The 16615-nt window shown below is 71.9% G+C and carries 19 protein-coding genes; 5 read left to right on the forward strand and 14 right to left on the reverse strand.

Going from position 1 to position 16615, the window contains the following annotated elements:
- Positions 1-5: 5 nt before the first annotated feature.
- From ACQPXS_RS05250 to ACQPXS_RS05285, 8 genes are all read right to left on the reverse strand, one after another.
- Positions 6-1169: an NAD(P)/FAD-dependent oxidoreductase gene (locus tag ACQPXS_RS05250; RefSeq protein WP_433447379.1), complete on the reverse strand. Its 1164-nt coding sequence runs from the start codon at positions 1167-1169 to the stop codon at positions 6-8.
- The gene (locus ACQPXS_RS05255; protein WP_433447381.1) at positions 1166-1528 is read right to left on the reverse strand and encodes a bifunctional 3-phenylpropionate/cinnamic acid dioxygenase ferredoxin subunit; all 363 of its coding nucleotides are present in this window, start codon (positions 1526-1528) and stop codon (positions 1166-1168) included. Before ACQPXS_RS05255 ends, ACQPXS_RS05250 begins: the two co-directional genes overlap by 4 nt.
- Positions 1529-1785: 257 nt before the next feature.
- A complete protein-coding gene (locus ACQPXS_RS05260; RefSeq protein WP_433447383.1) occupies positions 1786-2421 on the reverse strand; it encodes an MBL fold metallo-hydrolase in 636 nt (211 codons plus the stop codon).
- Positions 2418-3503 carry an S-(hydroxymethyl)mycothiol dehydrogenase gene (locus ACQPXS_RS05265; RefSeq protein WP_433447384.1) on the reverse strand — a complete coding sequence of 362 codons (1086 nt, stop codon included), beginning with the start codon at positions 3501-3503 and terminating at the stop codon, positions 2418-2420. The genes ACQPXS_RS05260 and ACQPXS_RS05265 overlap by 4 nt, the downstream gene beginning before the upstream one ends.
- A gap of 212 nt (positions 3504-3715) precedes the next feature.
- Positions 3716-4141, reverse strand: a complete 426-nt coding sequence (locus ACQPXS_RS05270) for a CBS domain-containing protein (protein WP_365328029.1) — start codon at positions 4139-4141, stop codon at positions 3716-3718.
- Between the two features lie 35 nt (positions 4142-4176).
- A complete protein-coding gene (locus ACQPXS_RS05275) occupies positions 4177-4482 on the reverse strand; it encodes a DUF5133 domain-containing protein (RefSeq protein ID WP_433447386.1) in 306 nt (101 codons plus the stop codon).
- A 270-nt stretch (positions 4483-4752) separates the two neighbouring features.
- Entirely contained in the window at positions 4753-5076 is a 324-nt protein-coding gene (locus tag ACQPXS_RS05280) for a hypothetical protein (RefSeq protein WP_433447388.1), read from the reverse strand.
- A gap of 87 nt (positions 5077-5163) precedes the next feature.
- Complete coding sequence (locus ACQPXS_RS05285; protein WP_433447390.1) at positions 5164-6288, reverse strand: CapA family protein; 1125 nt, start codon at positions 6286-6288, stop codon at positions 5164-5166.
- An 82-nt stretch (positions 6289-6370) separates the two neighbouring features.
- Here ACQPXS_RS05285 and ACQPXS_RS05290 point away from each other — a divergent pair, with 82 nt between their 5' ends.
- From ACQPXS_RS05290 to ACQPXS_RS05300, 3 genes are all read left to right on the forward strand, one after another.
- Positions 6371-7951: an IS1182 family transposase gene (locus ACQPXS_RS05290; RefSeq protein WP_433455642.1), complete on the forward strand. Its 1581-nt coding sequence runs from the start codon at positions 6371-6373 to the stop codon at positions 7949-7951.
- Positions 7952-8257: 306 nt separating this feature from the next.
- A complete protein-coding gene (locus ACQPXS_RS05295; protein ID WP_433447392.1) occupies positions 8258-9292 on the forward strand; it encodes a sphingomyelin phosphodiesterase in 1035 nt (344 codons plus the stop codon).
- Between the two features lie 198 nt (positions 9293-9490).
- Positions 9491-10306 (forward strand): SAM-dependent methyltransferase, encoded by an 816-nt coding sequence (locus tag ACQPXS_RS05300; protein ID WP_433447394.1) that lies wholly within the window; start codon positions 9491-9493, stop codon positions 10304-10306.
- Between the two features lie 336 nt (positions 10307-10642).
- Here the strand turns inward: ACQPXS_RS05300 and ACQPXS_RS05305 are convergent, their stop codons facing one another.
- The 5 genes from ACQPXS_RS05305 to ACQPXS_RS05325 form a co-directional block, all read right to left on the reverse strand.
- Positions 10643-11506, reverse strand: a complete 864-nt coding sequence (locus ACQPXS_RS05305; protein WP_433447396.1) for an LLM class flavin-dependent oxidoreductase — start codon at positions 11504-11506, stop codon at positions 10643-10645.
- Between the two features lie 80 nt (positions 11507-11586).
- Positions 11587-11862 (reverse strand): hypothetical protein, encoded by a 276-nt coding sequence (locus tag ACQPXS_RS05310; protein WP_351801441.1) that lies wholly within the window; start codon positions 11860-11862, stop codon positions 11587-11589.
- A 58-nt stretch (positions 11863-11920) separates the two neighbouring features.
- A complete protein-coding gene (locus ACQPXS_RS05315; RefSeq protein WP_351801443.1) occupies positions 11921-12415 on the reverse strand; it encodes a CBS domain-containing protein in 495 nt (164 codons plus the stop codon).
- Positions 12416-12524: 109 nt separating this feature from the next.
- Entirely contained in the window at positions 12525-13430 is a 906-nt protein-coding gene (locus ACQPXS_RS05320) for a universal stress protein (protein ID WP_433447399.1), read from the reverse strand.
- A gap of 170 nt (positions 13431-13600) precedes the next feature.
- Positions 13601-14230 (reverse strand): hypothetical protein, encoded by a 630-nt coding sequence (locus tag ACQPXS_RS05325; protein WP_433447401.1) that lies wholly within the window; start codon positions 14228-14230, stop codon positions 13601-13603.
- Positions 14231-14452: 222 nt separating this feature from the next.
- Here ACQPXS_RS05325 and ACQPXS_RS05330 point away from each other — a divergent pair, with 222 nt between their 5' ends.
- Both ACQPXS_RS05330 and ACQPXS_RS05335 read left to right on the forward strand, forming a co-directional pair.
- Positions 14453-14740 carry a DUF1876 domain-containing protein gene (locus tag ACQPXS_RS05330; RefSeq protein ID WP_433447403.1) on the forward strand — a complete coding sequence of 96 codons (288 nt, stop codon included), beginning with the start codon at positions 14453-14455 and terminating at the stop codon, positions 14738-14740.
- Positions 14741-14834: 94 nt separating this feature from the next.
- Positions 14835-15755, forward strand: coding sequence for a DUF1918 domain-containing protein (locus ACQPXS_RS05335; protein WP_433447405.1), 921 nt, complete (start codon positions 14835-14837; stop codon positions 15753-15755).
- Between the two features lie 116 nt (positions 15756-15871).
- Here the strand turns inward: ACQPXS_RS05335 and ACQPXS_RS05340 are convergent, their stop codons facing one another.
- Positions 15872-16549, reverse strand: a complete 678-nt coding sequence (locus ACQPXS_RS05340; RefSeq protein ID WP_351801453.1) for an ArsR/SmtB family transcription factor — start codon at positions 16547-16549, stop codon at positions 15872-15874.
- Positions 16550-16615 lie beyond the last annotated feature (66 nt).

The following is a 16615-nucleotide window of genomic DNA, read 5'->3' on the forward strand; positions in this document are numbered from 1 at the left end:
TGGTGTCAAGATGCGGCGGACGCGAACTGCTTGCGCCGGCGGGTGAACAGCCGCGGCTGGTTCATGCCGAGCACGGCGACCGGCCGACCGCCCCTGCGGTAGACGGCCAGAAAACTGCGGTCGTCGGTCGAGCCCTCCTCGACCGTCACACTGTCGGCCCCGGCGGCGTGGCCGACGAACTGGATCTTCACGCCGTACTGATCGGACCAGAAGTACGGCGGCCGGGGCGCGGCCGGCTCGGTCGCACCGTGGGCGAGCAGCACGGCGACGGCGGCGTCCGGCCGTTCCAGCGCGCCGGTCCAGTGCTCGACCCTGCGGTGGGCCCCGGTGTCTGGGTCGTACCAGTTGGCGCAGTCGCCCACGGCGACCACCCCGGCGACACTCGTGCGGCCGTCGGCACCGCACTTCACACCGTTGTCGAGTGCGACGCCGGAGCCCTCCAGCCACTGGACGCAGGGGCGCGCCCCCACACCGACGACGACGGTGTCGGCGGGGATGCTGCGGCCGTCCTCCAGGAGCACCGCGTCGACCCGGCGCTCGCCGCTCAGCCCCTTGACCCCGACGCCGCACAGCAGCCGTACGCCGTGATCCGCGTGCAGGGCGGAGACGACCTTGCCCATGGCCTCGCCGAGCGGCCCGGCCAGCGGTGTCGCAGCCGCCTCGACGACGGTCACGTCGAGACCGAGGGCGTACGCCGTGGAGGCGACCTCGGCGCCGACGAACCCGCCGCCGATCACCACCAGCCGTCCGCCCCGGGCGAGGTCGTCCCTCAGGGCGCGGGCGTCGTCGAGCGTGCGCAGCACATGGACGCCGGCGAGGCCCTCGGTGCCGGGCAGGGTGCGGGCGGCGGCGCCGGTCGCGATGACCACGCCGTCGGCGCGTATCTCGCGGCCGTCGGCGAGCCGGATCGCCCGCTCGGTGCGGTCGAGTCCGGTGGCGCGGGCGCCGAGCACCCACTCCGCCCGGAGTTCCTCGTCGTCCCTCTCCAGTGCCAGTTCCGCTTCGCCGATGGCACCGGCCAGGAACTCCTTGGACAACGGCGGCCTGTCGTACGGGCGGTGGAGCTCGTCGCCGACGACGACCAGCCGGCCGTCGTACCCCCGCTTCCGCAGCGAGCGCGCGGCCGACAGTCCGGCCAGCGAGGCGCCCACCACGGCGACGGTCCTCACGCGGGGCCTCCGGCCAGGCGGGCGGCGACGCACGGCGGCAGGTTGGGCGCCTCGGTGGACAGCCGCACATAGACCACGCCGTCCTCGACGACGACCTCGTGGGTGCGGACCGGGAGCTTGGCCGGCGGTGCGTCCACGGCTCCGGTCCTCAGGTCGAACTTGGAGGCGTGCAGGGGACATTCCACCTCACAGCCCTCCAGCCAGCCGTCGGCGAGCGACGCGTCCTGGTGGGTGCAGGTGTCGTCGATGGCGAAGAGTTCGCCGTCATCGGTGTGGAACACCGAGACCGGCGGGTCGATGTCGAGCCGGTGGGCCTCGCCCCGCGGAAGATCCGCGAGTCGGCACGCGGGAATCATCATGACACCTCGGTGCGTATAGCGAAACGGATTGCGATTAGCGCAACGTCAGTCTGCGGGCCGCTCTGAAGCGTTGTCAAGGCGTCGCAAGGGCCCTTTGCGCGGTGTCCGGCGACCGGTTTCCGGGCATGCCGGAGCGACCTCGAAAGCGCAGGTCAGGAAGCAGAACAGGGGTGGTGGCACAGGTGCGACGACGGCCCTGCCGCCGGTGCCGTCCACGTCGGTCCGTCACCGGGGCAGGGCCGCTGTTCGCCGGGCGGTCAGAAGCCGCGCTCTATCCACTCCTGAAGATGCGGCGCCTCGGCGCCGATGGTCGTGGTGTCACCGTGGCCGGTGTGCACGACGGTGTCCTCCGGCAGAGCGAGGAGGCGTTCCCTGATCGACCGGATGATGGTCGGGAAGTCGCTGTACGACCGTCCCGTGGCCCCCGGCCCGCCGGCGAACAGCGTGTCGCCGCTGAACAGCGCCGACAGGCGCGGGGCGTACAGACAGACGGCGCCCGGGGCATGTCCCGGGGTGTGCAGCACGGCCAGCTCCACTCCGGCGACCGTGAGGCGCTGCCCGTCGGTCAGTTCGCCGTCGGGTGCCCGGTCGGGATGGGTCTGTTTCCACAGCGGCAGATCGTCGGCGTGCAGCAGGACCGGGGCGCCGGTCCGGGCGGCCAGGTCGGGTGCGGCGTCGATGTGGTCGTTGTGCGCGTGGGTGCACACGATCGCCCGCAGGGTGCGACCGCCGAGGGCCCGGGCGATGGCCTCGGCGTCGTGGGCGGCGTCGATCACGACCGCCTCGGTGTCGTCGCCCACGATCCACACGTTGTTGTCGACGTCCCAGGTGCCGCCGTCGAGTGAGAACGTCCCCGACGTGACGAGACGTTCGATGCGGGCGCCCGCCGTCACAGGAGCACCACCGAACGCAGCACGTCGCCGCCGTGCATCCGCTCGAAGGCCTTCTCGACCTCGTCCAGCGCGATGGTCTCGGTGACGAAGGCGTCCAGGTCGAGGCGGCCCTGCAGATAGAGGTCGATGAGCATCGGGAAGTCACGGGAGGGCAGGCAGTCGCCGTACCACGAGGACTTGAGGGCGCCGCCGCGGCCGAAGACGTCCAGCAGGGGCAGTTCGAGCTTCATCTCGGGCGTGGGGACGCCGACGAGGACGACGGTGCCGGCGAGGTCGCGGGCGTAGAAGGCCTGCCGGTACGTCTCCGGGCGGCCGACCGCCTCGATGACGACGTCGGCGCCGAAGCCGCCGGTCAGCTCGCGCACCGCGTCGACCGCGTCGGCTTCCCTGGAGTTGACCGTGTGGGTGGCGCCCAGCTTCCTCGCGGTGTCCAGCTTGCGGTCGTCGATGTCCACCGCGATGATCCTCGCCGCGCCCGCCAGCTTGGATCCGACGACCGCCGCGGCTCCCACACCGCCGCACCCGATCACGGCGACGGTGTCCCCGCGACCGACGTTGCCGGTGTTGATGGCCGCGCCGATGCCGGCCATCACGCCGCAGCCGAGCAGCCCGGCGGCGGCGGGCGAGGCGGCCCGGTCGACCTTGGTGCACTGGCCGGCCGCCACGAGCGTCTTCTCGGCGAACGCGCCGATACCCAGCGCCGGCGAGAGCTCCGTACCGTCGGTCAGGGTCATCTTCTGCTTCGCGTTGTGCGTGTTGAAGCAGTACCAGGGGCGGCCGCGCAGACAGGCCCGGCACTGGCCGCACACCGCACGCCAGTTGAGGATCACGAAGTCACCGGGCGCCACGTCCGTGACCCCCGCACCGACCGCCTCGACCACACCGGCGGCCTCATGCCCCAGCAGGAAGGGGAAGTCGTCGCTGATACCGCCCTCGCGGTAGTGCAGATCGGTGTGGCAGACCCCGCAGGCCTCGATCTTGACCAGCGCCTCGCCGGGGCCGGGGTCGGGAACGATGATGGTTTCCAGGCTGACGGGGGCGCCCTTGCTCCGCGCGACGACTCCACGGACCTGCTGAGACATGGCCACTCCTCGGCTCACAGAGGATCGAGGTGTTGCCTATTACGGCACACCTCTCACGTTTCGCAACACAGCATCGCGGAGGCCGAAGCAGCGGTCAAGGATTCGTCAGCCGTCAAAGGTTTCGCCGAGGACTCGGCCGGCCGACTCCTGGGACAGGAGCCGGCGTTCGCGGCCGAATCTCCGGCGACGGGGTGCTCGACTCTCTTGCGCGATCAGGCGGGGGCGTACACCCGGTGGACGAACTCCGCGAGCTGGTCGTCGGTGAGGTGCCGGGCGATGTCGGTCTCGCTGATCATCCCGACCATGCGCTTGTTCTCGACCACCGGGAGGCGCTTGATCTGGTGGCTCTCCATCTCCCGCAGAGCCTCCCTGATGTCAGCAGCGGCATCGATCCAGCGCGGCGTGCCCTCGCACAGGTCACCGCACGTCATCCGCGCCGGGTCGCGACCGGCGGCGATGCACTTCACCACGATGTCGCGGTCGGTGATGATGCCGCACATGCGGTCACCGTTGTCGGGGTCGCTGACCGGAAGTGCGCCCACCTCGTGGTCCCGCATCATCTGCGCGGCCCGGTCCAGCGTCTCGTGCCGGGGTATCCACTGGGCGCCCGGGCTCATGATGTCCTTGGCAGTCGTCATCGCTCGTCCCTTCACGGCGGTGCCCGTGCGAGCAGTCAGCCCGCCCGGGAGTCCTGGGTCGTCGGAGTGGAGCGACGCGACCGCCGGCCGACGGAGGCCGCCGCCCGTATCCGCCCGTTCCGCTCCCTCAGGTAGGTGACCAGGTCGGTGCACAGGTAGCGGCGGGCGGCGGCGGCCGCCTCCCGCGGGTTGCGCTCGCCCATCAGCACGCACAACGTGTAGCCCGAGTCCTCGAAGGCGGCACGCGACGCGAGATCGGCGGGTGCCGCGACAGTGGCGCGCTCGCACACCCGGTAGCGTCGCAGCAGGCGGCGTACTTCGGATTTCGCCGGTAGCAGCATGGTGGGTTCACCATCCCAGGGGCTCGGCGGACTTCCGGTAATGGCGCCGATGCCGCGGCGCACGACCACGTCCCTTGCCCGAACAAGGCCTTCAGCCATCGTGCCCGAGGCACGGGGCGCTGTCCTGTTGGCCTTTCAATCCGCGCCCGACGAGCCGCGGAAGGCTACGGAACCTCGGTGCGATCCGCAACCGTCCTCGAAAGCCTCGGTGCGGCCTGCGCAGAGGGCCAAGCAGCTTCGCTGCGCCATGCGCCGCACGATCCCCGGCAGTCAGGCCCGCGCCCCGGTCCCGTCGGCCCGGTCATCCCGCCCAGCGTGGCGTCCCGCGTCCTGCGCCCCCCACAGACCCCTGTGGCGGCGGTGGCGGTGCCGGCGGGTGCCGCCCGCGGTCGTCATCGCCAGACCCAGGCAGAAGACCAGCGCCAGCGCGAGGCCCGAGCCGAACAGCGCGAGGCCGTTCATCGTGGCGACGTGGTGGTCGAGAACGGAAACGGTGTACGCGGGCCCGCCGGACAGGTTGCCGACGATCGCCAGGGCCGTGAAGGCACCCGAGCCCGCGAGCAGGAGCAGTCCGAGGAACAGCATCCGGGTCATCTCCTCAGCAAACGTCTGCCCGCCTCGGGTACCCGCGACTCTCCGGCGGACCCTCACCGCACCGCGTGACGTGCGGCGCCCCGCGCATCACCGGTCCGTGCCCGCGAACCCCGCCACGACACTGAGCGTGCCGTCGGCCTCCATGGCGATGTGCAGGCCGTGGCAGATCCGGTCGAGGGTCGAGCGCAGCCACGCGCGGTCCCGGTCCTCGGCGGGCTCCAGCCGCATCCGCCGCGCCTGCCAGGGGACCATCCGCACGCCGGTCGGGCGCCCGGTGTCCGCCTCCACCGAGACGAAGTAGCCGAGCCGGAGGTCGTCGCGGTACTCCTCGTAGCCCGAGATGCCCTCGTAGTCGTCGATGAAGTCGCCGCAGCCGTAGAGGATCAACCGGTCGCGGTACACCTCGACGGGGCGGGGGTGGTGCGAGGAGTGCCCGTGGACGATGTCCACACCGCCGTCGACCAGGGCGCGGGCGAAACGGGTCTGCTCGCGGGGGACGAGATAGCCCCAGTTGGAGCCCCAGTGCACCGACACGACCACGATGTCACCCGGTCGCTTGTCCCGCCGCACCTGATGAACGGCCGCCTCGGCCACCGCCGCGGACGGCTCGCGGGCGTAGGCGACGCCGGAACGGTCCGTGGTCGCGGCCCAGTCGGGCGGAATGCCGCTGGACAGTGTCCCCAGGGCGAAGACCAGAATCCGGCGGCCGGGACCGACAGGGACCGCCGCGGGCGCGCAGGCCTCGTCGGCGTCGCGCCCCGCGCCCACGGCCCGCAGACCCGCACCGGCCAGCGAGTCCAGGGTTTCCTCCAGACCGGACCGGCCGAAGTCCAGCACGTGGTTGTTGGCCACGACGCACACATCGGGCCGGGCCACCGTCAGGGCCGGCAGGTTGGCCGGGTGCATCCGGTAGTGCACCGCCTTGTCCGGCGCGAACGCGTCGCTGCGCGTGACCGACGTCTCCAGGTTCACGATCCGCGCGTCCGGCCCGACCTCCTCCAGCAGCCGCAGCGCCTCGCCCCACGGCCAGGCGGGATCGACCGGTGCCGGGATCGGACCGCTGGCCGCCTCGACCAGTTCCACGTACGTCCGGGCATCCGTGACGTAGCCCTCGCGCAGCTCCGGGTTTCCGGGGTGCGGGAGGATCTGGTCGACGCCGCGTCCGAGCATCACGTCACCGCAGAGAAACAGCGTCACCACACCGCCGCTCATACACCCACCCTAGAAGGCTCATGAAGATCTTGGGGTTCTGGCCCCGCCGCGTGAGCGGCGGGGCCAGACTCGTTTCGTGGTGATGGGGGAATGGGCCGGGGAGACGGTCGGGCCGGATGTGTGGGAGACGTGCCGGGAGTTGATCCCGGCCGGGAGTGTGTTCGCGTTCCTGGCCGAGCACCGTGGCGCGCTGTTTCCGGCTGAGATGTTCGCGGACATGTACCCGTCGGCGAACGGGCGGCCGAGCATGCCGCCGCAGATCCTGGCCGCGGCGGTCACGCTGCAGGCCCTGCACGGGCTGTCGGACTTCGAGACGGTCCAGGAACTGCGGTGTGACCTGCGGTGGAAGGCCGCCTGCGGGCTGGGTCTGCACGACATGGCGTTCGATGCGTCGCTGCTGGCCTACTTCCGCCGCCGCCTTTCCCGCTCGGTTCGGCCGAACCGCGTGTTCGAAGCCGTGCGCGAGGTCGTGAAGGCCACCGGTGTCCTCAAGGGCAAGCAGCGGCGGGCGCTGGACTCCACCGTGCTGGACGACGCGGTCGCCACCCAGGACACCGTCACTCAGCTCATCGCCGCCGTCCGTGCGGTGATCCGCGAGGTCCCCGGGGCCGGCGAGGTGGCCGCGGTCCAGTGCACTGCGCATGACTACACCGATCCCGGCAAGCCCCGTATCGCCTGGAACGACGAACAGGCCCGCGCCGCCCTCGTCGACGCTCTGGTCACCGACGCACTCAGGCTGCTGGGCCACCTGCCCGAGCAGGAACTGGGCGAGAAAGCGGCCAACGCGGTCGGCCTGCTGGCCCTGGTCGCCGGGCAGGATGTCGAGCCCGCCGAGGACTCCGACGGCCGCGACGGACGCTGGCGCATCACCCAGGGGACCGCGCCGGACCGGATGGTCTCCACCGTCGACCCTGAGTCCCGGCACATCCACAAGACCCGAACCCACCAGCAGGACGGATACAAAGCCCACCTGGCCATCGAGCCCGAGACCGGCTTATACACCGCCGTGGCTCTGCGGCCCGGCGCCGGAGCCGAGCACCACGAGGCCACCGTCGGCCTGGACCTGCTGGCCGACGAGGAGAGCCCGGTGGACGCCTTCGGTGACACCGCCTACTCCGCCGGCGACACGCGCCAAGCCCTCCGCCAGGCGGGGCACCGGCTGTTCTTCAAGCCCGCCCCGCTACGGCCCGCCGTCCCCGGCGGCTTCACTCTGGACGACTTCGCCATCAACACCACCGCCGCCCTCGTGACCTGCCCCGCCGGGCACACGGTCCCCCTGTCGGACCCCGGCGGACAGCACCACCAGCGCAAGGCCGCCTTCAAGGACCTGTGCACCGGATGCCCGCTGCGTGAGCGGTGCACCAAGGCCAAGGCCGGCCGCATCCTGACCATCCGCCCCCACCACGACCTCCAGGCCGCAGCCCGCCACCAAGCCACCACCGATCCCGAATGGCAAGCCGACTACCGGCGCTGGCGACCACCGGTCGAACGAGCCGTCGCCTGGCTCGTCCAGCACGGCAACCGCCGCCTGCGCTACCGCGGAGCCATCGTCAACAACACCTGGCTCCACACCCGAGCCGCCGCCCTCAACCTCCGGCGACTGGTCAACCTCGGACTCACCCACACCGGCGGCAGCTGGCAACTCGCCCCGGCCACCGCATAGCGAACAGGGGCTGCCCGGCCTACGGCCGGACACCCCCCAACCAAGATCTTCATGAGCCTTCTAGGCGGCGTCTTACTGCCATGGGCCGCCCGGCATCCGTGTGAACAGGCAGCATCCGAACACCAGGCGCCGACCGGTGGGACTCGCTCCGCATGGGCCGAACTTGTCCAGACACCTTCTCTCCATGAGGCGATCGGACGAAGTTCCCCCGGCCATAGCGGCGAGCACTCTAGAGTCGCGCTGTCATGTACGCGACCGAACCGTACGGTCGCGGCCGAGGGACGACCCACTTCCCCAGGAGAGCGCATGGTCTCGCGTCGTACCGCTACCGCCCTCACCTCCGCGGCGGCAGCTCTGCTGCTCGGCTTCAGCGGCTACGCGGCGCCCACCGCGAACGCGGGCACCGGCACCGGCCTCTCGGTGTTCGCGTGGAACGTCGACCTCGGCACCGCGATCGTCGACAGCACCCAGAACGAGAGGGCCGCGCAGCGCACCCCGGCCATCGAGTCGATCATCCGCAAGCACAGCGCGGACGTGGTCGTGCTGGACGAGGACTTCAACAACAGCTCGACCGCCGACATCGTCGGCAAGCTCGCCGACCTCTACCCGTACCACACCCCCGTCGTCGGCCGGAGCTGTTCCGGCGGCGGCTGGACGGGCATCAGCGGTGACTGTTCCGACTCTTGGTTCGTCATCAACGGCGGCACCATGATCCTCTCCAAGTATCCGATCACCGCCCAGTACGCCCACGTCTTCGCCAACTCCACCTACGGCACCTGGGACTACCACGCCAACAAGGGCGCGGCACTGGTGCGGATCGAGAAGGACGGTGTGCGGAGCTGGGTGGTCGGCACCCACCTGCAGGCCGACGAGTCCGGCACCTCCACGGACACCACGCAGTCCACCCGGCTCGCGCAGCTCGGCGAGATCCGCACCTGGGTGGACGGCATCGTCGGCTCGACGGCGCCGGTGCTGATCGGCGGAGACCTGAACGTGGAGTACTACGGCGGCCGGTCGCGGGGTGACTACGCAGGCGCCCGGACCGCGGTGAACGGCGTGCTCGGCACCCCGGCCGCCGACCCCGGCCAGACCCTGAGGACCACGGACTGCCCGGTCTCCGCCTGGTGCCAGTACATGTCCGGCATCGAGTCCTTCCCGAAGGACTACCGGGACGACCTCGACTACATCGGCTATCTCGACGCGCCGGGCCGCCCGTCGCCGGCCGCGATGTCCACCGTCAAGGTCGACTTCGACCCGCAGCCCGGCTGGACCACGGGCCAGATCGACACCGACGCTCCCAGCGACCACTACCCGGTCGAGGCGACGTTCCAGCTCGGGTGACACCACGCGAAACGGACCGTCCGGACCGCGCAGAACTCCCGGGACACCATGCCCCGGGGGTTCTCGCCCGGCCGACCCCACGGCACTGTCCGCCGGGGAGTAACCCGAACTCACAGGCGAAAGGCGAGCGTTCGGACGTAGGTTGTGCGGTGAGTGATCCACGCCTTGACACGCCCTCACGAAAGACGGACACGACTCATGACCGACCCCGCGACGACGCCCGAGACGGCGATGGGCCAGAAGATCGACACGTCGGTGCCGCATTCCGCCCGTATCTGGAACTACTGGCTCGGCGGCAAGGACAACTACCCCGTCGACGAGCAGGCCGGCGACGCGTACACCGCGGTCTTCCCCGGCATCGTCACCATCGCCCGCAGCAGCCGTGCCTTCCTGCGCCGCAACATCACCTATCTGGTCCATGAGGCGGGCATCCGGCAGTTCCTGGACGTCGGCACCGGCCTGCCGACCGCCGAGAACACCCATGAGGTCGCCCAACGGCTCGCCCCCGAGGCGCGGATCGTCTACGTCGACAACGACCCGATGGTCCTGGCGCACGCCCGCGCCCTGCTCTACTCCTCGGCCGAGGGCGCGACCGCCTACATCGATGCGAACGTGACCGCTCCGGAACGGATCCTCGAGGCCGCCGCGGAGACACTGGACTTCGACCGCCCCGTCGCGCTGATCCTCAGCAACATCCTGGGCCACGTCGCCGACTACGACCAGGCCCGCTCCATCGCCGAGCGGCTGATGGCCGCCCTGCCGTCGGGCAGTTACCTCTCCGTCAACGACGGCTCACGCGGCATCGACCCGGTCTTCGAGCAGGCCCAGGACGCCTACAACGACAGTGGCGCCGTCCCGTACAACCTGCGCACGGTCGACCAGATCACCGCGTTCTTCGACGGCCTGGAGCTCATCGAGCCCGGCGTCGTCTCGGTCACGCAGTGGCGTCCGGAGCCCGGCTCGCCCACCCCGGAGATCGTCGCCGAGCACGGCGGGCTCGCCCGGAAGCCGTAGCGAAACAACGGGCGGCCGTCAGAGCCTTGTCGGACAGTCCGCGGCCTGCCAGGCCACGGGCTGTCCAAGGGGGCGCCGAGTCGCTCGCTGCGGGCTCCCGCAGCGGATCTCCCTGCGCGCTCGGTTACGCCCGCACCGAACGGCTCGCCCCCGCTGAACGCGCCGCGATCGCCATGACCGTCCTGTGCGCCGGCGGCCCCCTCGGCACGGCCGCCGGAAACGCCGCGTCGGAGGCCTCGCGGAGGCTCACGGCGTGACGGGACCCCTCGCGCCTCGGGCAAGGCGACGATGAAGACGGTTCGAGGGAGGGTCTTGCGGCGGGGGCGGGGCGGCCGTTCAGAACTGCGGCGGGCCCGCCTCGATGCGGCGCAGCACCGGTGCCAGACGGTCCAGGTCGGGGCCCGTCTGCACCTGTCGCTCGTCCCACCAGGTGGCGCCGGCGTCGTACAGCGGACCGATGACGTCCCTGGCCTTGGCCGGTTCCGGGGGTGTGGCACCGCCGAGCACGAACTCGAAGGGCTGCTCGGGTCCGGCCGTACGCTGCTCGCGCACATAGCCGACCAGCTCCCGTACCTCCGCCGCATCCGGTACGTGCCCGTGCCGGGCCGTCTCGAAGAGCGGCACCGCGCCGTCCCACCGCGCCGCCCGGCGCATGGGCGGGCGGCGCGGCCAGAACCCGCCGATCCACACCGGCGGACCGGGCCGCTGCACGGTGGCGGGCACCAGCGCCACGTCCCGCACCTCGTAGTGCGGGCCGTGGTGGTCCACCGGCTCGCCGGACCAGAACCGCCGCAACAGCCGCAGTCCCTCGTCCAGCCGCTCGGCAAGGAGGCGCGGATCGGTGGAATCGCCGAAGCTGCCGTACTCGTCCTCGATCGGGCCTCCCAGGCCCGCGGCGAAGATCACCCGGCCGCCGCTGAGGTGATCCAGGGTGGCGACCTGGCGGGCGAGTTGCTGCGGACGGTAACGCGGGACCGGCGTCAGCAGGGTGCCCAGCCGGATCCGGGAGGTCGCCAGCGCTGCGGCGGTCAGCAGCATCCAGGGGTCCCCGAAGGGACGGCCCTGGTGCTGTCGGTGCAGTACGTGATCCCAGACGAACAGCCCGTCCCAGCCCGCCTCTTCGGCGGCGGCGGCCACGATCGCGACGTTACGGGGATCGGCGAAGTCGCCGAAGTTCGGGATGTTGACGGAAAAGCGCATCCCAGCAGGATGCGCACCCGGCGGCGGAGGGGCAATCGCATTTACGCCCGGGGCACTTGGGGGCCGGCATGTACGGATGCTCAGAGGTGGGGGACGGTGGAGCCGCCGCCCGCCTTGACCGCTTCCACGGCGGCCTGGTGCAGTTGCCGGCTCAGCACCTCGGAACGGCAGGGCACGGGGCTTCCGGAGAGGGTGAACCACTCGGAGGTGCCCGTGTACTGGACCGCCACGTCGGCCTCGTTGCCGTCCCAGGTGGTGTGGACGGTCAGGTCGCCGACGACGATTCCCGCCTCGTTGGTTCGTGCGCCACCCCGGCCGGTGAAGACTCCGGGGGTGGTCCATGATGCCCAGACCATGACGTCAGCCTTCCTTTCTGAGTGAGCGGCCGCTTGAACGGCCCGGTGAGCGGAACGGCTACGGAATGGGGATGCCGCGCGCCTGTGGTGCGTGGCGGGGCGGCAGCCCGTCCAGGGTGGCCCGTTCGGGACTCCGGCTGACCGTCTCGGCGGGGGTGCGCAGGCCTGCGGCGGCGGCCACGTAGTCCCGGGCCGTGAGCAGGCCGACCAGCCGTCCGCGCGGATCCGTGACCGGCAGGGCGTCGAGGTGTTCCTCGGTCATCACGGCTGCCGCCCGGAGCATCGACTCCTCGGGGTGGACCGTGACGGTCCGGCGGGCGTGCACGAGCTCGCGCACGGTGCGGCGGGACAGCGTCACGGCCGCGGCGGCGCAGGCCACGGCGAGTTCGGCGCGGTCCAGGACCCCGGCGCAGCAGCCGTCCCCGCGGACCACCGGGAGCTGACGCTGCTCGGACCTCTCCATGACCTCCCAGGCCATCAGCACGCTCTCGTCCTCACCGATCGAGTACGGAGCGGCATCCATCAGGCTCCGTACCGCGATTCGCTCGTCCACGGTTGCCTCCTCGTACCGGGCGTCCGGTCCCGGTCATGCCTCTCGGGCGGCGCCGGTGTGGCGCCCCTGTCAGGGGGCCGCATGGCCCTTGCCGGGGCCACTGGCCGGATCAGCTGTGTGGGACGACCGCGACGGGGGCCGTCACGTGATGGATGGCGGCGTGCGTGACATGCCCGATCCGGTCGCCGAACAAGCCGGTGCGGATGCGCCGGCCGACGACGGCCAGCGAGGCGTCGCGGGAGTCCTCTACGACATTCTGCGCGGCACTGCCGCACCGGCTCGACTCGATCACCTCGACGTCCGGGAACTTCTGCCGCCAGGGCCGCAGCACCTTGCTCAGCAGCTCGGCCTGTCCGCGCGCGAGCGAGTCGTAGAGCTCGGCGTCGCCGGCGAAGCGGTAGAAGGAAGTCGGTGGCTCGGGCCAGCTGTGGACGGCCCGCAGGGGGGCCTTCCGGCGTACGGCGGCCTCGAAGGCGAACTCCAGCAGGGTGTCGTCCGGATCGTCGATGTCGAGACCGAGCACGACGGGCCGGAAGGGCGTCGCGGCGGACGGCACGCCCGCGGGATCCGTCCTGTGCTCGTCCGCAGCCCGCTCGTCCGCCCGCACCAGCACCACCGGGCGCTCGGCGCGGGCCACGACGGCCAGACTCACCGAGCCGGCCAGGAATCCACCGATCCCGCCGAGGCCCCGTGAGCCCAGCACCAGCAGTTCGGCGGGCCCCGCCGCCTCGCAGAGGATGTCGGCCACGGTTCCGGTGAGCTGCTCGGTGACCACCGTGAGGCCGGGGTGACGCAGCCGGATGCCTTCCGCGGCTTCCTGCACCGTCTGCTCGGCCCAGTGCCGGTAGGCCTCGGGGTCCAGCAGGGGGTTCTGGGCCAGGCGCCTGGGCACCGGCTCCCTGACGTACACGATCTTCAGCTGCAGGCGGCGCAGCAGCGCCTCGCGCGCCGCCCACTCGGCCGCGGCCCGGCTCTCGGGCGAGCCGTCGATGCCTGCCGTGACGGTTCCGGACATGGTCTCCGCCTCTCGTGACCGGCCTTTCAGCCCCACGGTCGCAGCATCTCCGGTGCGGCCGCGCGCCGACAGAGCCATGCGGCCGGTCACGCCGGGCCGATCGGTCCCTTGGCCGCAGCCGGGCGGACGCTGCGGATCCGGAGCCGCCATGGCGGGCGGATCCATGGCGATCAGCGCGTGCGGTGGGCTGTGGACAGGACGTACGTACGGCCCTCACGGCCCCACTCTCCGTGCTCGGGGGTCAGACCGGCGTCCATGGCCCGGAGGCAGGGGCGGCCGATGTGCGCGTAGACCAGGCGTCCGACCCGGTTCCGGGCCGCTTCGGCGCCCACGTCCCGCGCGGGGGCGTGCCCGCCCACCCCGCCGCGGAAGCGGATGGGGCGGTTCCAGGACGAGGCTTCGGCGAACATCAGGTCCGCGTCCGCGGCCCAGGCCGGGAAGGCCCAGAACTCCGGTGCCCACACCACCGCCCCAGGCTCTCCCTCGATGCGGTAACCGCAGGTGGGATGCGAGGTGTGCGCGACCGGCAGCGCGCGGATGCGCAGCTCGCCGAAGTCCGCGTCCGCCATGCGCGGCACCAGGCCGCGCTCGGCGGCGAGACGCCGCAGGGCGGAACGCAGTTCGGCGTGCTCGTCGGTCACGAGCCAGGCGTCCAGCCGGCCCTCGGGCGGCTCCGCGCCGGGCCCGCCGTCGAACGCGACGCGCCGGCGGCCGTAGGCGAGCAGCAGTCCGGCCGGGGCGAAACGCGGGGACGCCATGGCGCCCACGCCCAGCAGCGTGAGCCGGAACCGAGGCGGCATACCCGTCACCTCCCGGGAAACCCGCCCGTTCATCGTCTCAGACAGGTGCCGACTGTGAACCGGGCCGCGCAGACGGCCCGAGCGGGCGTCCGGTCGGTCTCCCCGGGGCCGGACGCCGGTCCCCCAGGGACGTTCGGCCCTGGGCCCTGAGGCCGCCACCGACCGACGGTGGGAGGGAGCGGGGAATCCGACCAGCGGCTCGCCGGGACGAGGAGGAACGTCATGTCGCACACGACGCAGTGGCAGGTCCGTCTCCACCTCTTCGAGGACGACGACGGAACGACGAAGGCAGATGCGGTGCTGGAGGCCGGCGGCACCGCCCTCTCCGCCCACGGAAGAGCGCGCTGCCATCCGGCGGACGCGAACGTGCCGGAGATCGGCGACGAACTGGCGGCGGGCCGGGCCATGGTCGACCTCGCCCATCAGCTGCTCAGCGCCGCCGAACGCGACATGCGGGCGGTGGAGGCGCCCGGGCAGAGCAGCCGTCAGCCCTCTGCACGGCCCGTGTGAACCTGTGCCGCGCCAGGGTTCGCGCCCCCGATGCGGCGCTGTGTCCCGCGTGGCACGTTGGAGAGAGCACGATTCTGCGGAGAGGGCGGCGATCATGCGAGCTCACCTCGGCGACCAGCTCATCGTGGAAAGTCCGGCGACCGGTGCCGCCCGGCGCGACGGCGAGATCGTCGGGCTCCACCACCAGGACGGGACGCCTCCCTACGAGGTGCGCTGGTCGGACACGGACGAAGTGACCCTGGTGTTCCCGGGACCCGACGCGCACATCCGTCCGCTGCACCACGAGCAGGCCGCGGCCCCGCACGAGCCACGGCAGGTCACGGGTGAAGCGACCGCCGTGTCCCCCGCCGTCCCACCGCGAGGGGCGGCCAACCCCGGCGACATCGGCCGGCGCGTGGCCCTCGAACGCGAGAGGCAGGGCCTCAGCCGCGAGGAGACGGCCGGCCGCGCCAGGATGTCGCCCGACTATCTGGCGTACCTCGAGGAACGGCCCGCCGACCCGACCCTGACGACGCTCGTCAGACTGGCCGACGCGCTCGGCACCACGGTCGCCGCCCTGCGCGGCGGAGGCATCGATCTGCCACCTGGTCAGGGCTACGCCCTGCTCCATCCCGAGCTGCGCGACCTCTCCCCGGAGGAATGCCGCACGCTGATCTCCGCGTACGGCGTGGGCCGCGTCTCGGTGACGACGTCCGACGGCCGCCCGGCGGTCATACCGGTCAACTACGACGTCGTCGACGACGCCATCGTCTACCGGACGGCGCCCGATTCCGTGGCCGCCGCGGCCGCCGAACGGGAGGTCGCCTTCGAGGTCGATCACCTGGACGAGGCTCTGGGCCAGGGGTGGAGTGTCCTCGCCGTCGGCCCGGCGACCGTCGTGACGGACCCGGACACCGTCCGCAGCCTCGCGCGGCAGGCCCACACCCCGCCCTTCGCCGGCGGTGAGCGCGAGATGTGGGTGTCGATCCGGCCCACGAGCCTCACGGGCCGTCAGATCGTCCCGGCCAAGCGGTAGACGCCCTGACCCGGCGCGGACACCGAGGCCGCGGGCGAGCGGCAGAGGACCGCGGCGCAGGCGTAGCGGCGTTCAGTCCAGGTGGGCCGGCCCCGGACGCGCCGGGAGTGCCTCGCTCACGTCGGCTCCGCCGCGTCCACGGGCATGTCGGCCAGGCGCCATTCGAGCATGCCGTCGTTGAGTCGGATGGCCCGTCGTCCGCGGTCGGTGAGGAGGCGGACCGCGTCGTAGGCGAGGACGCAGTACTCGCCACGGCAGTACACGACGATCTCGGTGTCCTCGGGCAACTCGCTGATGCGGTCGGCCAGTTCGCCGACCGGGATGGAGATCGCGCCGGGGATGTGCCCGGCGCGGTACTCCTCCACCGGTCGCACGTCGAGCACCACCACGTCCCCCGCCGCGACGCGGGCGTGGAGTTCCTCGCGGCCGACCTCCACGGCACCGTCGTCGCCGAGGTAGGCGTCGCGGGCGGCCGGCACGGCGGCCTGGTGTTTCTCGGCGACCTTGCGCAGCAGCGCGAACAGCCGGGCCACGTCGTCGCCGGCCAGCCGGTAGTGGATGCGCACGCCCTCCCGGCGGGTGGCGACGAATCCGGCCTGCTTTAGCGTCTGCAGGTGCGCCGACGCGGTCGTCAGGTTGAGCCCGGCCGCCTTCGCGAGGGCGTCGACGGTCCGCTCGCCCTGGGCCAGCAGATCGAGCAGTTCCAGACGTTTTCCGCTGGCCAGCGCCTTGCCGCTGGCCGCGAACGCGTCGTACAGCTCCGCCTTGGAGCCGGTTGCCGTGGTCTCCGCCATGCACATCCTCCATATATCCATGGAATATCGTAGAGGATGCGGGGTGACAGGGGAGTACCGAATGTC

Source organism: Streptomyces sp. CA-142005, from assembly GCF_050942335.1.
GTDB lineage: Bacteria > Actinomycetota > Actinomycetes > Streptomycetales > Streptomycetaceae > Streptomyces.